The organism is Methylocystis silviterrae (assembly GCF_013350005.1).
In the GTDB taxonomy this organism is placed as follows: domain Bacteria; phylum Pseudomonadota; class Alphaproteobacteria; order Rhizobiales; family Beijerinckiaceae; genus Methylocystis; species Methylocystis silviterrae.
On the sequence record NZ_JABVWW010000004.1, the window covers coordinates 23,341 to 36,415 of the forward strand.

The 13,075-nt window shown below is 63.6% G+C and carries 12 protein-coding genes; 8 read left to right on the top strand and 4 right to left on the bottom strand.

Annotation, left to right across the window (positions count from 1 at the left end; all coding sequences use genetic code 11):
* The first annotated feature begins 33 nt into the window (after positions 1-33).
* Positions 34-2,295 carry a ribonuclease R gene (gene rnr / locus HUN39_RS05465; RefSeq protein WP_175093470.1) on the top strand — a complete coding sequence of 754 codons (2,262 nt, stop codon included), beginning with the start codon at positions 34-36 and terminating at the stop codon, positions 2,293-2,295.
* A gap of 18 nt (positions 2,296-2,313) precedes the next feature.
* Here the strand turns inward: rnr and HUN39_RS05470 are convergent, their stop codons facing one another.
* Both HUN39_RS05470 and HUN39_RS05475 read right to left on the bottom strand, forming a co-directional pair.
* Complete coding sequence (locus HUN39_RS05470) at positions 2,314-2,973, bottom strand: hypothetical protein (RefSeq protein WP_175093471.1); 660 nt, start codon at positions 2,971-2,973, stop codon at positions 2,314-2,316.
* A 161-nt stretch (positions 2,974-3,134) separates the two neighbouring features.
* Positions 3,135-4,118, bottom strand: a complete 984-nt coding sequence (locus HUN39_RS05475) for a hypothetical protein (protein ID WP_175093472.1) — start codon at positions 4,116-4,118, stop codon at positions 3,135-3,137.
* Positions 4,119-4,489: 371 nt separating this feature from the next.
* On the opposite strand from HUN39_RS05475, the gene rpmG reads away from it, so the two are divergent.
* From rpmG to HUN39_RS05500, 5 genes are all read left to right on the top strand, one after another.
* The gene (gene rpmG / locus HUN39_RS05480) at positions 4,490-4,657 is read left to right on the top strand and encodes a 50S ribosomal protein L33 (RefSeq protein ID WP_014892635.1); all 168 of its coding nucleotides are present in this window, start codon (positions 4,490-4,492) and stop codon (positions 4,655-4,657) included.
* Positions 4,658-5,116: 459 nt separating this feature from the next.
* Positions 5,117-5,530 carry a hypothetical protein gene (locus tag HUN39_RS05485; protein WP_175093473.1) on the top strand — a complete coding sequence of 138 codons (414 nt, stop codon included), beginning with the start codon at positions 5,117-5,119 and terminating at the stop codon, positions 5,528-5,530.
* A 4-nt stretch (positions 5,531-5,534) separates the two neighbouring features.
* Positions 5,535-6,281 carry a 3-deoxy-manno-octulosonate cytidylyltransferase gene (locus HUN39_RS05490; RefSeq protein WP_175093474.1) on the top strand — a complete coding sequence of 249 codons (747 nt, stop codon included), beginning with the start codon at positions 5,535-5,537 and terminating at the stop codon, positions 6,279-6,281.
* The gene (locus HUN39_RS05495; RefSeq protein ID WP_175093475.1) at positions 6,278-7,141 is read left to right on the top strand and encodes a prephenate dehydratase; all 864 of its coding nucleotides are present in this window, start codon (positions 6,278-6,280) and stop codon (positions 7,139-7,141) included. The genes HUN39_RS05490 and HUN39_RS05495 overlap by 4 nt, the downstream gene beginning before the upstream one ends.
* Before the next feature lie 166 nt (positions 7,142-7,307).
* Positions 7,308-7,742: an HIT family protein gene (locus HUN39_RS05500; protein WP_175093476.1), complete on the top strand. Its 435-nt coding sequence runs from the start codon at positions 7,308-7,310 to the stop codon at positions 7,740-7,742.
* A 50-nt stretch (positions 7,743-7,792) separates the two neighbouring features.
* On the opposite strand, the gene HUN39_RS05505 is transcribed toward HUN39_RS05500, so the two are convergent.
* Both HUN39_RS05505 and HUN39_RS05510 read right to left on the bottom strand, forming a co-directional pair.
* Entirely contained in the window at positions 7,793-9,343 is a 1,551-nt protein-coding gene (locus HUN39_RS05505) for a DEAD/DEAH box helicase (RefSeq protein ID WP_175093477.1), read from the bottom strand.
* A gap of 241 nt (positions 9,344-9,584) precedes the next feature.
* Positions 9,585-9,941 carry a hypothetical protein gene (locus HUN39_RS05510; protein ID WP_175093478.1) on the bottom strand — a complete coding sequence of 119 codons (357 nt, stop codon included), beginning with the start codon at positions 9,939-9,941 and terminating at the stop codon, positions 9,585-9,587.
* Between the two features lie 267 nt (positions 9,942-10,208).
* Here HUN39_RS05510 and clpS point away from each other — a divergent pair, with 267 nt between their 5' ends.
* Entirely contained in the window at positions 10,209-10,565 is a 357-nt protein-coding gene (clpS, locus tag HUN39_RS05515) for an ATP-dependent Clp protease adapter ClpS (RefSeq protein ID WP_123175299.1), read from the top strand.
* Positions 10,566-10,574: 9 nt separating this feature from the next.
* On the top strand, positions 10,575-13,013 hold the full coding sequence (gene clpA, locus HUN39_RS05520; RefSeq protein ID WP_175093479.1) for an ATP-dependent Clp protease ATP-binding subunit ClpA: 2,439 nt from the start codon (positions 10,575-10,577) through the stop codon (positions 13,011-13,013).
* The last annotated feature ends 62 nt before the right edge of the window (positions 13,014-13,075 follow it).

Here is a 13,075-nt window from a genome sequence, read left to right on the forward strand (position 1 = left end):
GCCTGACGACTTCCGCCCTGTTTGAGCGAGCCTTTGGCAAAAAAAGATAGAGAAAAACACGCCCCCTCTCGCGAAGACATTCTCGCCTTCATCGCCCGTGAAACCGAGGCGGGCGGGCCGCGCAAGATCGGCCTGCGCGAAATCGCCCGCGCCTTCGGCGTTGCCGGCGACGACCGCATCGCGATTAAGCGCATGCTCGCCGAACTCGCCGAAGAAGGCGTTCTGGAAAAGCGCGGCAAGCGCGTGACCCGCAAGGGGACGCTGCCGCCGGTCGCGCTCGTCGACATCATCGCGCGCGACCGCGACGGCGAGATGATCGCCGCGCCTGTCGAATGGGACGAGGACGAGCTGGGGCCGGCGCCGCGCATCCGCATCCACGCGCCGCGCCGCGCAAGGCCGGGCGAGCCCCTGCCCGGCGTCGGCGATCGCGCGCTGGTTCGCGCCGAGCCCGACCGCGATGCCGGACCGGACGAGCCGCCCTATGTCGGACGCGTCGTCAAACTCCTCTCGCGCCAGCGTCAACGCGTGCTCGGGGTGCTGCATATCGAGGCGAATGGCGCCGGCCGCATCGAACCCATCGACAAGAAGCAGGCGGGACGCGAACTCGCCGTCGCGGCGGCCGACATCGGCGCAGGCAAGCACGGCGACCTCGTCTCGATCGATCTCATCGGCAAGACGCGCTTTGGCGCGCCGCGCGCCCGCGTGCGCGAAACGCTCGGCTCGGTGACGGGCGAAAAGGCGGTGAGCCTCATCGCGCTGCGCGCGCATGACATTCCGGATGTGTTTCGCGCCGAGGCGACGGCGGAGGCCGAGCGCGCGCAGCACGCGTCTCTGCACGGCCGCGAAGACTGGCGCGATCTGCCGCTCGTCACCATCGATCCGCCGGACGCCAAGGACCACGACGACGCGGTTCACGCCGCGCTCGACACTGCGCCGGACAATGACGGCGGCTTCGTCCTTACGGTCGCGATCGCCGACGTCGCGCATTATGTGACGCCGCGCTCGGCGCTCGACCGCGACGCCTTGGAGCGCGGCAATTCGGTCTATTTCCCGGATCGCGTCGTGCCGATGCTGCCCGAGCGCATCTCCAATGACTTGTGCTCATTGCGGCCCAACGAAGATCGGCCGGCGCTCGCCGTGCGCATGCGCGTCACCAGCAAGGGCAGGAAGATCGACCATAGTTTTCATCGCGTGATGATGCGCTCGCACGCCAAGCTCGCCTATGCGCAGGCGCAGGACGCGATCGAGGGCCGCACGGATGAAACCACGAAGCCGCTGCTCGCCCCGGTGCTGCGGACGCTTTACGCCGCGCATGAGGCGCTGCAGCACGCCCGCAATCTGCGCGCGCCGCTCGATCTCGATCTGCCCGAGCGCAAGATCCTGTTGAAGAAAGACGGCTCCTTCGACCGCGTCATCATTCCGCCGCGGCTCGAAGCGCATCGGCTCATCGAAGAATTCATGATTCTGGCCAACGTCGCGGCGGCCGAAACCTTGGAGCAGCATCGCCAGCAGCTGATCTATCGCGTGCATGATGAACCTTCGCGCGAAAAGGTCTCGGCGCTTTCGGAATTTCTCGCGACGATCGGCGTCAAGCTCGCCAAGGGCCAAGCGCTGCGCCCCGCGCATTTCAATGTGATCCTCGATCGCGTGAAGGGCTTGGAGCATGAGAACATCGTCAACGAGATCATTCTGCGCACGCAGGCGCAGGCGGAATACACGCATGAGAATTACGGGCACTTCGGCCTCAATCTGCGTCGCTACGCGCATTTCACGTCGCCCATTCGCCGCTACGCCGATTTGATCGTGCATCGCGCGCTCATTCGCGCCTTGAAGCTCGGCGAAGGCGCCTTGCCGGAGATGCCGGTTGGCGAACTCGCGGAGATCGCCGCCCGCATCTCGGCCGCCGAACGGCGCGCGATGGCGGCTGAGCGCGAGACCGTCGATCGGCTCATCGCGCATCATCTCGCCGACCAGATCGGCGCGCGCTTTCAGGCGCGCATTTCCGGCGTGACGCGATCGGGGCTTTTCGTGCGCCTCGCCGAGACAGGCGCCGACGGCTTCGTGCCGGCGGCGACGCTGGGCCGCGAATATTACGCCTACGACGAGGCCGCCCATGCGCTCACCTCGCGCTCCGGCGTCAGCTACCGGCTGGCGGATATTATAGAAGTGAAGCTGATCGAGGCGGCGCCGATCGCCGGCGCCTTGCGTTTCGAAGTCGTGAGCGGCGGCGAACGCCGCGCGCCGCCACCGCGGGCGAAAAAGGAACGTGAGCGGAAGCCCGCGCGCCGCAAATGATAGTCTGACGGTCGAGACTTACGTTTGCCCGAGAACCGATGTCTCGATTTCTCGCCAAACGCCGTTGCGCTTTTCGAAAATTACCACCGCGTAAAGGAATTCGGGCGCGCCGCGCCCTATGCCGCCGTCCTTCGAACGTCTGAAATAGCTTTCTGAGATGTTTACAAGGAACGCAGCCCTGCGGAATTTTGTGTCGAACACTGGAAAACTAAATTCTTTATGCAATACATCACGAGTCCTATATTCTCCAACACGGGATGATTCAAAAATCCAACTCTTGTCCGCGAGCTTATGCTCGTCCTTCAACATGTCGCGCACAGCATTCAAATGTTCTTGAAACTCTTCCTCGGTGCAAAAAGCGTCAGGCTGCTGACCTTCGGGATCGAAGATTTTTCTGACCTCATTTTCAGGAGCCTCTGCCGTAAGTCCCGCCAGCGCTTTGATCCCGAAATATTTACGCGAGTAACCTTCGGGAATGCTCCCGGATTTCCAGCTCGCTACATAGAAGCAGCGCGGCAATGAATTGGGAGTCCCTTTAGGGTGCATGACTCCAAAGGCGCGAAAGAGCGCGATCGCCTCCTTCACAACCCTCTCCTCTGACTCCTCCGCCAGAGCGACGCCTGAAAACAATATGGCGGCGAGCGCGAAAGCGGTCGCGATATGATGTTTGAAATTCAACCTGGCCTCCATTGAAAAAGTTGAATTCACGCCTTTGAGAAAACGCAAAAGCCCCGCCGCTAACGTTCGGCGGGGCTGCCATTGTATCCAAAGTTGCCGGCGGGCGCGCCGCGCCCTCCGATTATTCTACGTGAGCGAAAAGCCGATAGGCCCGGCGCGCTTCAGGCGCCCTTCGCGCAGATGAAGACTTGGCGACGCCGGCCCCAGCACGCCCCGGTCCGATAGACCTTGCCGAGGCTGCGGCCGCCAAGGCTCGCCGTCCACGTCCGTCCATGATCTTGCGTCAGAACAACGGCGTCGTCTCCGGCGTTGAGCGTCAGCGTCGAGCGCGTGGGCTGGCGGAGCATGCAGCTGCGCTCGAAGAGAACCCGTCCATCGACCTTTACAAAGCATTTTGCGCGGCGGCCTTCGTCGGCGGGCTCGTCCTCGCGCTGACTTTTGCGCGTCGCGGGCGCCTCCTCGTCCGGCTCCGCCGTCGCGGCCGCATCAACTGGCGGCGCGTCGTCGAAGGCGGTTTTCGGCAGCGCCGCGCCGAGCGGCGGAACCGTCGCCGCGCCGAGCGCTGGCGCGGCGGCGGGAACGTCGGTTTTTTGGGGCGGCGGCAGCGGCTCGGGCAGGGGCTCCGCCGCGGCCTGTGCCTCCAGAAGCCGCTCTTTCAGCTCCTTGGAGTCGGGCGTCGACGGCGCGGGAGACGCAATTGTGTCCGGCGGCGCGCTAACCGTAAGCGCCGAGGATGGCGCGACGTCGACGGCTTGCGCGGCCTCAGTCACGGGCGCCGGCGGCGGCTCGATCCGCACAGGCGTCGTCGGCGTTTCGACCTGACGCAGCGTCGCGCCATCGGCGCGCGGCGCGGGCGCGCCTCTTAGCGCGAGAGTCGCGACGCCGCCGACGCCTCCGAGCAGGATGGCCCCGGCGACGACATAAAACCAGATCGGCGCTCTAAATGATGCGGCGCCCTGGACCGCGCGCCACTCGCCAGCGACGTCGCTCGAAAAATCCTTGATCCAGGCCATCGCGCGCGTGTTGCGGAAGGGCTTTTCCAAGCTTTCGAGCTCTCTTAAGAGGCGCCGCTTCTCTTGGAGTATCCGCCGTTCAAAATTCTCCAACTCCGCGACTTTGCGCCGCTTTTCGAGTGTTACGCTCATACTACTCACTCCAAGCGCGTTCGCGTGAAGACGAAGGAAGCACTTCTTCACGTCGATACATGCAGGCGCTGCGCTTCGACGACGCGCGCGAGCACCAGCTACTTACGAGATATTTCCTCCCGCCCGAGTATTGCCGCGCAATTCGCCGGAGTCGTTCCAGCCACACGCCGCTTCTCTTGTGGATTAACCAACAAAATTATGGCTGTTCTTTGCCGCATCCTCTTGACGAGGCTCGAATCGCTCTGGGCTCAGGACTGGCCCGGCGCGCCTTCTTGACATCGTTCGCGCCGCACGTATGTTGCCGGCCAATTCGCTCCCGGCGCGCTCAGCGACCGGGACGATTTCATTTCTCTGATAGACTGGGATGAGCGATGGCCAAGTCCGCCATGATCAAGATCAAGCTCCTGTCCACGGCGGATACGGGCTATTTCTACGTGACCAAGAAGAACGCGCGCACCAAAACGGAAAAGCTCGTCTTCAAGAAATACGATCCCGTCGTGCGCAAGCACGTGGAATTCAAGGAAACCAAGATCAAGTAAGCGCGCGCAGATAAAGCGCGCGCCTTGCCAAGGCGTTCGTCACAACCGCTGGTCTAGCCAGGAGGAGCGTCGCCGCAGGGGGACGCTCCGAGAGTTTTTGGCTGGAGAATAAACCGCTTTGGGGAAGGCGGCCGACTGACGATGGCTTCAAGGAGGCCACTCCAACCACCGCCAGTCGGCCAACCCCACGGACCCAGGAGATGCGGCGGACCTGAGCACTCCGCAGGGTATTCAAAGTTGTGCCGAATACGCATCAAACGCTTACGCACGCCATGGGTCTTCTTACAGGCCCTTCGACGCCGCCAGACGCGCAACTCATTTGGCGCAGTCACGTTACTCCGGCTGCACAAAAATGCAACTATCTGATATGAATTTTCACAGACGCTGAGTTGTGAAGCGTTTGTGCGATATCGAAACAAATAACATCGCGCTGCGATGAACGCGGCGCCGGAGGAGTAGATGGCTTCTGGATTCCGCTTTGTTCTTGGGCTTGTGGCCGGCGTCTCGATCGCCCTGACGCTTTCCGCTTGCGGCGATCATATGCCCGGCGACGCCACGGGCGCGAAGGTGTTGCGCAATCTTCTGGAGAAGAATGGCGTGGACGCCAAGCTCGTGTCCTTCAAGAAGGTGCAGGGCCGCGAAGTGAAGCGCGAGAACGTCGACGCTTACGAATTGATGTATGAGGCTGAAATTCTGTTTCCCGAGGGTTTCGAAGCCAAATGCGCTGATGAGCGCGAGCGCGGAACCTGCGCCTTTCTCGGCCTCGACGACGACCGGACATTCGCCAAGGCCGAAGTGCACACGAGCGAAGGCACGCTGCATTTCGTGAAGAGCGAAAAGGGCTGGATGGCCGAGGACAGCAACGCCTATTAGCGCCGTGCAGGCGCTCGCGCCGATCGTTATTATTCCGGCGCGTCTACGCTCGACGCGTCTGCCCGGCAAGGCGCTCGCCGAAATCGACGGTCGGCCCATGATCGTCCATGTCTGGGAGCGCGCATGCGCCGCAGCGCTCGGACCTGTCGTGGTCGCGACCGACTCTCCCGAGATCGCGCGCGCGATCGAGTCGGTCGGCGGACACGCGGCGCTTACGCGCGGTTCTCACGCTTGTGGCAGCGATCGCATCGGCGAAGCCTTGCGGGCGCTCGACCCACATGGCCGCCATGGCGCCGCCGTCAATCTGCAGGGCGACCAGCCCTTCCTTCCCGAAGGGGCGCTCGAAGCGGCGCTCGCGCTTCTCGACGATCCAGCCGTCGACATCGGCACACTCGCCTGCCCGGCGCGCGCCGAAGACGCCAGCGATCCCAACGCCGTCAAGCTCGTCGGAGCCTCGCTCGCGCCTGAACGGGTTCGCGCGCTTTACTTTACGCGCGCCCCGGCGCCTTATGGCGCGGGGCCGCGATTGAAGCACATCGGCGTTTACGCCTTTCGCCGCGCCGCTCTGGAACGATTCGTCGCGCTTCCGCCCTCTCCGCTCGAATTGCGTGCGCGCCTCGAGCAGTTGCGCGCGCTCGAGGCCGGCATGCGCATCGACGCCGCTGTGCTGGACAAAGGCGCCCCATCGGTGGATACGGAACGCGATTTGACCGCGCTGCGCGCCACGGCGCGCGAACAGGACCCAAAGTGACGCAATATATCGCCTATCAGGGAGAGCCCGGCGCGAACTCCGACCTCGTCTGCCGTCAGGCCTATCCGCAACTGACGCCGCTTCCTTGCGCAAGCTTCGAGGACGCCTTCGCGTCGGTGACCGAGGGGCGCGCCGCGCTCGGCATGATCCCGATCGAAAATTCCATCGCCGGACGCGTCGCGGATATTCATCATTTCCTGCCGCATTCGGGTCTGCATATCGTCGGCGAATACTTCCTGCCGATCCATTTTCACTTGATGGCGCCCAGGGGCGCGACGCGGCAGGGGCTCAGAAGCGTCTACAGCCATGTCCATGCGCTGGGTCAGTGCCGCCGCGCCATCCGCCAACTCGGCCTTGCGGCGCACACCGCCGGAGACACTGCCGGCGCCGCGCGCGAAGTCGCCGAATGGGGCGATCCGACGAAGGCCGCGATCGCGCCGCGACTCGCCGCCGACATCTACGATCTCGACGTGCTGGCGGAGAACATTGAGGACGAGGCGCATAACACGACGCGGTTCATCGTGCTGTCGAAGACCAAGCATTGGGCGGCCCCGAGCGCGGGGTCGACCATCACCACCTTCATCTTTCGCGTGCGCAACGTGCCGGCCGCGCTCTACAAGGCGCTTGGCGGCTTCGCCACGAATGGCGTCAATATGACCAAGCTCGAAAGCTACATGGTTGACGGCGAATTCGCCGCGACGCGCTTTCTCGCCGACGCCGACGGACATCCCGAGCAGCCGGCGATGGCGCGCGCGCTCGAAGAACTGCAGTTCTTCTCCAAGGAAATGGAGATTCTCGGCGTTTATCCCGCGAGCGATTTTCGCCTCACCAATATCCGCGCCTTCGCCTTTGGGGATTGACAGGCCTCAAGAGCAATTGCTTTCCTTGCCGGCCTTCTTCAGCGGGAACGGACTGTCGCCTCAAGCGACGCTTCGTTCGCGCCATGAGCGACGTCCTTCGAGACGCAAGCGCCCGTCAGAACGGCCAAAATGGTTTTAAGGAGCAAGCGCTCGAAGGGAACAGCCCATGGCCGTCGCCTATGATCCCAACAATATTTTCGGCAAGATTCTGCGCGGAGAAATCCCTGCGCATAAGATCTTTGAGGACGACGTCTCGCTCGCGTTTATGGATATCATGCCGCGCGCCGAGGGCCATGCTCTGGTCATTCCAAAGGAAGGCGCGCGCGGACTCCTCGACGTCTCGCCGGAAACGCTCGGCCAATTGATGAAGCGCGTGCAGCATGTCGCGAAGGCGATCGAAAAGGCGTTTGCCGCCGACGGCCTGACGCTGCATCAATTCAACGAAAGCGCCGGCGGGCAGGTGATCTATCACCTGCACTTCCACCTGTTGCCGCGTTGGGACGGCGTCGCCTTGCGCCCTCCGGGGACCATGGCGGACGACGCTAAGCTCGCTGAACAGGCGGAGAAAATTCGCAGCGCAATGGCGCCGTTCGAAGGGTGAGGCCGCTGCGGCGCCGGCTTGCCTGATCGGGCAAGCCTTGCTGGAAAAACCTATTCTTCGCCGACCTTCGCCGGCCTCAGCGCCACCGGGCGCAGCAGGAAGGACGGCACGTGGTCGCCCAGTCCAATGACGGGCGGCCCATCGTCTTCATGATGGCGCGGGCGGCGCTCACGGCGCTCTGCGGCCGGAGGCCCGGCCGGCGCCCCATAGGCCGGAGGCCGTACGCCTTCTCCATCAGCCTTGGCGCGGCCGCCGCGGGACCGGCCGATGCTGACGGGGGCCTCGCGATCTGCGGCGGCTGACGGCGGCCGGCGGCTGACAGGCGTTTCGCGTTCGGCGGCGGCTGGTCGGCGGCTGACGGGCGCGTCGCGCTCGGCGGCGGCTGACCGGCGACCGCGGTCCCGGCGCGGCCCGCGTTCGGCGCGCTCGCCGCGGCGCTCTTGCGGGCGGCTCGTCTCCATCGGCGGCGGCAAGGCGTCGAAGCCCGGCCCCTCCCACTCGATCGCCTTGCCGATGAGGCTCTGGATCTGGTCGATATATTTCATGTCGTCTTCGGTGACGAGCGTGATCGCCACGCCCGACCGGCCGGCGCGGCCGGTGCGGCCGATTCGGTGCACGTAATCTTCGCTGTGCGTCGGGACGTCGAAGTTGAGCACATGGCTCACGTCCGGAATGTCGAGGCCGCGCGCCGCCACATCCGAACACACGATCAGCGACACATCGCCAGTCTTGAACGCGTCGAGCGAGGCCATCCGCGCGAGCTGATCCATGTCGCCGTGCAGGGCGCCGGCGGAAAAGCCGTGCTTGACGAGCGAGCGATGAAGGGTCGCCACGTCGCGCTTGCGGTTGCAGAAGATGATCGCGTTCTTGAAGTTATCGGCGCCGCGAATGAGGTTGCGCAACGTCTCACGCTTGTCGGCGTGGCCCCGCGAAGCGACGAGAACCTGCCGGATCGTGGTCGCCGTCGTCGCGGCGCGCGAGACTTCGCAACGGATCGGATTATGCAGAAAGGCTTCCGTTAGCCGCGTGATCTCAGGCGGCATGGTCGCAGAGAAGAAGAGCGTCTGCCGCGTGAACGGCACCAGCTTGCAGACGCGCTCGATGTCGGGAATGAAACCCATGTCGAGCATACGGTCCGCCTCGTCGATGACGAGAATTTCGATGCCGGTGAGCAGCAGCTTGCCGCGATCGAAGAAGTCGAGAAGGCGACCCGGCGTGGCGATCAGCACGTCGGCCCCGCGCATGATTTTGGTTTCCTGCTCGCCGAAGGCGACGCCGCCGATCAGCAGCGCGACGTTGAGACGATGGTTCTTGCCGTATTTTGCGAAGCTTGCTTCGACCTGCGCGGCAAGTTCGCGCGTCGGCTCCAGAATGAGCGTTCGCGGCATTCTGGCGCGGGCGCGGCCGCTTTCGAGACGGCTCAGCATCGGCAGGGTGAAAGCGGCGGTCTTGCCGGTGCCCGTTTGGGCGATGCCGAGAATATCGCGCCCCTGCAAGGCGGGTGGAATGGCCTGCGCCTGAATTGGCGTGGGGGTCGTATAGCCGGACGTTTGGACGGCTGCGAGAACCTTTTGGGAAAGGCCCAGTTCTTCGAATGTCATTAATTATCCTGAATTACGGCCCGCATGTGCGGAAATTCCGCTTGCGCGCTAGCCGTAAAGAAGCGCGCGTGGATGTTGAGAGAAGTCGCCGTCGACGCCGCAACGGCTATCTGGCCCGCCGACGGTCCGCCGCAAAGAAGCGCGGGCGATAGCCACGGGAATGCTTTAAGGGCAATTGCCAGATTGTCAATAAATATATGCGCACGTCGGGCCGCGCACACGGGGGTTGGTCGCAAAAAAACTAATGATCGGCGAATTCGCCAGCTTCGCCGCAAGGCGTCAACGCCTTCCGCCCTTTGCGCTTGTCTGGGATCGTGCCTGTCGGCAAACGGTCGACGTCGGCCTCGCGTTGTTCTGTCGGCGCCGGCGCCTCGTGTTGCGGCGCCGCCTTGGCAAGGCCGCGCAGATCGGCTTCTGCGCCCCTCGAAAAGCGCGCCGGCGCTCGCGTTTCGGGAGGCTCAAACATATTTGAGAGCAGCTTGGCGCCGAGCACGCTGCACAAACAAGCGGCGATCGACAGCGCCGCGAGACTCCAGACGCCCGCCGGAAGGCCGGCGCGGGGGTTGCTTAAACGGCGATGCTCGAGGGGTCGACGCACTTGAATGCCTGAAGGTTAGCGGTGTGACGCTAATCTAGCGGAGGTGAATTTTTTATTGATGCGGCTTTCGACAAAACTCGGCGACGGCGCGTCGCGCGACCCCTTGCCAAGCCGCTGGGAAAGCTCAAAACTAGCGATGTTCTTGATTTCCCTCACCGTGGAAATGGCCCAGATTCTGCGAGGCGACCCTAAAAGAACCACTGAGCCGACCTACATGAAAAGGATCGAAAGGGTGAAGACGTGGCGGCGGAGGATTTAACGCTAGCGATGGCGGCTAGTGCGCCGCGAGCGGCCAAGGAGCCGCGCAAGGGAGGCGACGTCGGTCCCGGGGCCGGAACAGCGCTCGTCACGCGAACGCGTCCTCAGACGCGCAAGCCCAATATGTATCGGGTGCTTTTGTTGAATGACGACTACACGACGCAGGAGTTCGTGGTGATCGTGCTGCGTAAGTATTTCAACAAGTCCGTCGAGGAAGCCACGCGCATCATGCTCCACGTCCACAATCACGGCGTCGGCGAATGCGGCGTCTACACTTACGAGGTCGCTGAGACCAAAGTCACCCAGGTCATGGATTTTGCAAGGAAGCATCAGCATCCTCTGCAATGCATCATGGAAAAGAAATAGGACGAGCGCATGCCGACCTTCTCGCGCAATCTCAAGCAGACCCTCGACCGTGCGCTCGCGTCCGCCCGCGAGCGGCGCCATGAATATGCGACGCTCGAGCACCTCCTGCTGAGTCTCGTCGAGGACGTCGACGCGTCGGCGGTGCTCCGCGCCTGTTCGGTGGATCTCGACGTCCTGACCAAGAATTTGCGCGACTACATCGATCGCGAACTCGACAACCTCGTCAACGAAGACGCGGACGAATGCAAGCCGACCGCCGGGTTCCAGCGGGTCGTGCAGCGGGCGATTATCAGCGTTCAATCGTCCGGCCGCGAAGACGTCAGCGGCGCGAATGTACTTGTCGCGCTGTTCGCCGAGCGCGAAAGCCACGCCGTCTATTTCCTGCAGGAGCAGGACATGACGCGCTATGACGCCGTCAATTTCATCAGCCATGGCATCGCCAAGCGTCCGGGGCTTTCGGACGCCAGCCGGAGTCCGCGCGGCGTCGAGGAAGACGGCGAGCGCAGCGAAGGCCGGGAGGGCCGCGACGGCGAGAGCCGCAAGAAGGAAGGCGCGCTCGAGGCCTATTGCGTCAACCTCAACAGGAAGGCGCGCGACGGCCGCATCGACCCGCTGATCGGCCGCGAGCCGGAAGTGCTGCGCACGATCCAGGTTCTGTGCCGCCGGCAAAAGAATAATCCCCTGCTGGTCGGCGATCCCGGCGTCGGCAAGACGGCGATCGCCGAAGGCCTCGCGCGTAAAATCGTCTCCAACGAGGTCCCGGAGGTTCTCGCCGGGGCGACGGTGTTCGCGCTCGACATGGGCGCGCTGCTCGCCGGCACACGCTATCGCGGCGACTTTGAAGAACGCCTGAAGCAGGTCGTGAAAGAAATCGAGAATCACAAGAATGCGATTCTCTTCATCGACGAGATCCACACAGTCATTGGCGCGGGCGCCACCTCGGGCGGCGCGATGGACGCCTCGAACCTTCTGAAGCCCGCGCTCGCGCAGGGCGTTCTGCGCTGCATCGGCTCGACGACCTACAAGGAATACCGCCAGTATTTCGAGAAGGACCGCGCGCTCGTTCGCCGCTTCCAGAAGATCGACGTCAACGAACCCTCGATCCCCGACGCGATCGAAATCGTGAAGGGGCTCAAGCCCTATTTCGAGGAATTTCATAAGATCCGCTACACCAACGACGCGCTGAAGGCGGCGGTGGAGCTTTCGGCGCGTTACATTCATGACCGCAAGCTGCCGGACAAGGCGATTGACGTGATCGACGAAACCGGCGCGGCGCAGATGCTGGTCGCGGAAAACAAGCGCAAAAAGACGATCGGACTGAAAGAAATCGAAACGACGATCGCCACCATGGCGCGCGTGCCGCCGAAGACCGTCTCCAAGGACGACGCCGAAGTTCTCGCGCATCTCGATGAGACGCTGCGCCGCGTCGTCTACGGTCAGGATAAGGCGATCTCGGCGCTGACGTCGGCGATCAAGCTCGCGCGGGCGGGCCTACGCGATCAAGAGAAGCCGATCGGCTGCTATCTCTTCTCCGGACCGACCGGCGTCGGCAAGACGGAAGCCGCGCGCCAGCTGGCGACATCGCTCGGCATCGAGCTCGTGCGCTTCGACATGTCGGAATATATGGAGCGCCATACGGTGAGCCGACTGATCGGCGCGCCTCCCGGCTATGTCGGATTCGATCAGGGCGGTCTGCTGACCGACGCCATCGACCAGCATCCGCATTGCGTGCTGCTGCTCGACGAGATCGAGAAGGCGCATCCCGATCTCTACAACATCCTGCTGCAGGTGATGGATCACGGGAAGCTGACGGACCATAACGGCAAGACGATCGACTTCCGCAACGTCATCCTCATCATGACGACGAATGCGGGCGCGCAGGATCTTGCGCGCACGCCGATCGGCTTCACGCGCACGCGCCGCGATCTCGACGACAGCGAAGCGATCAATCGGCTTTTCGCGCCGGAGTTCCGCAATCGTCTCGACGCCATCGTGCCTTTCGGTCATCTGCCGGTCGACGTCATCAAGCGCGTCGTCGACAAATTCATCATGCAGCTCGAAGCGCAGCTTGCCGACCGCAATGTCACGATCGAGCTCACCGACGAAGCGCGCAGCTGGCTCGTCGAGCATGGCTATGACGAATCGATGGGCGCGCGGCCGATGTCGCGGGTCATTCACCAGCACATCAAGACGCCGCTCGCCGACGAGGTGCTGTTCGGCCGCCTGAAGAACGGCGGCGCTGTGCGCGTCGTCGTCGTCGGCGACGACACCGGAGCGAAGTCGCTGGGCTTCGTCTTCCCGGAGGGCCCGGTGTTGCCGCGGCCTGAGCGCGACATCTTCGAGGCCGGCAAGAAACGCGCCGCGGAGGAAGCCGCGTCGGGAGATGACGCGGCGATTCGCGCTGCGGATGCGGAACGCGACGAACGTTCGGCGCCGCTGAAGAACTAAACGCCCAACGCAGCGCGCCGCACAACAAACATGAGCCGCATCGCATGCGCTGCGAGGCGGCT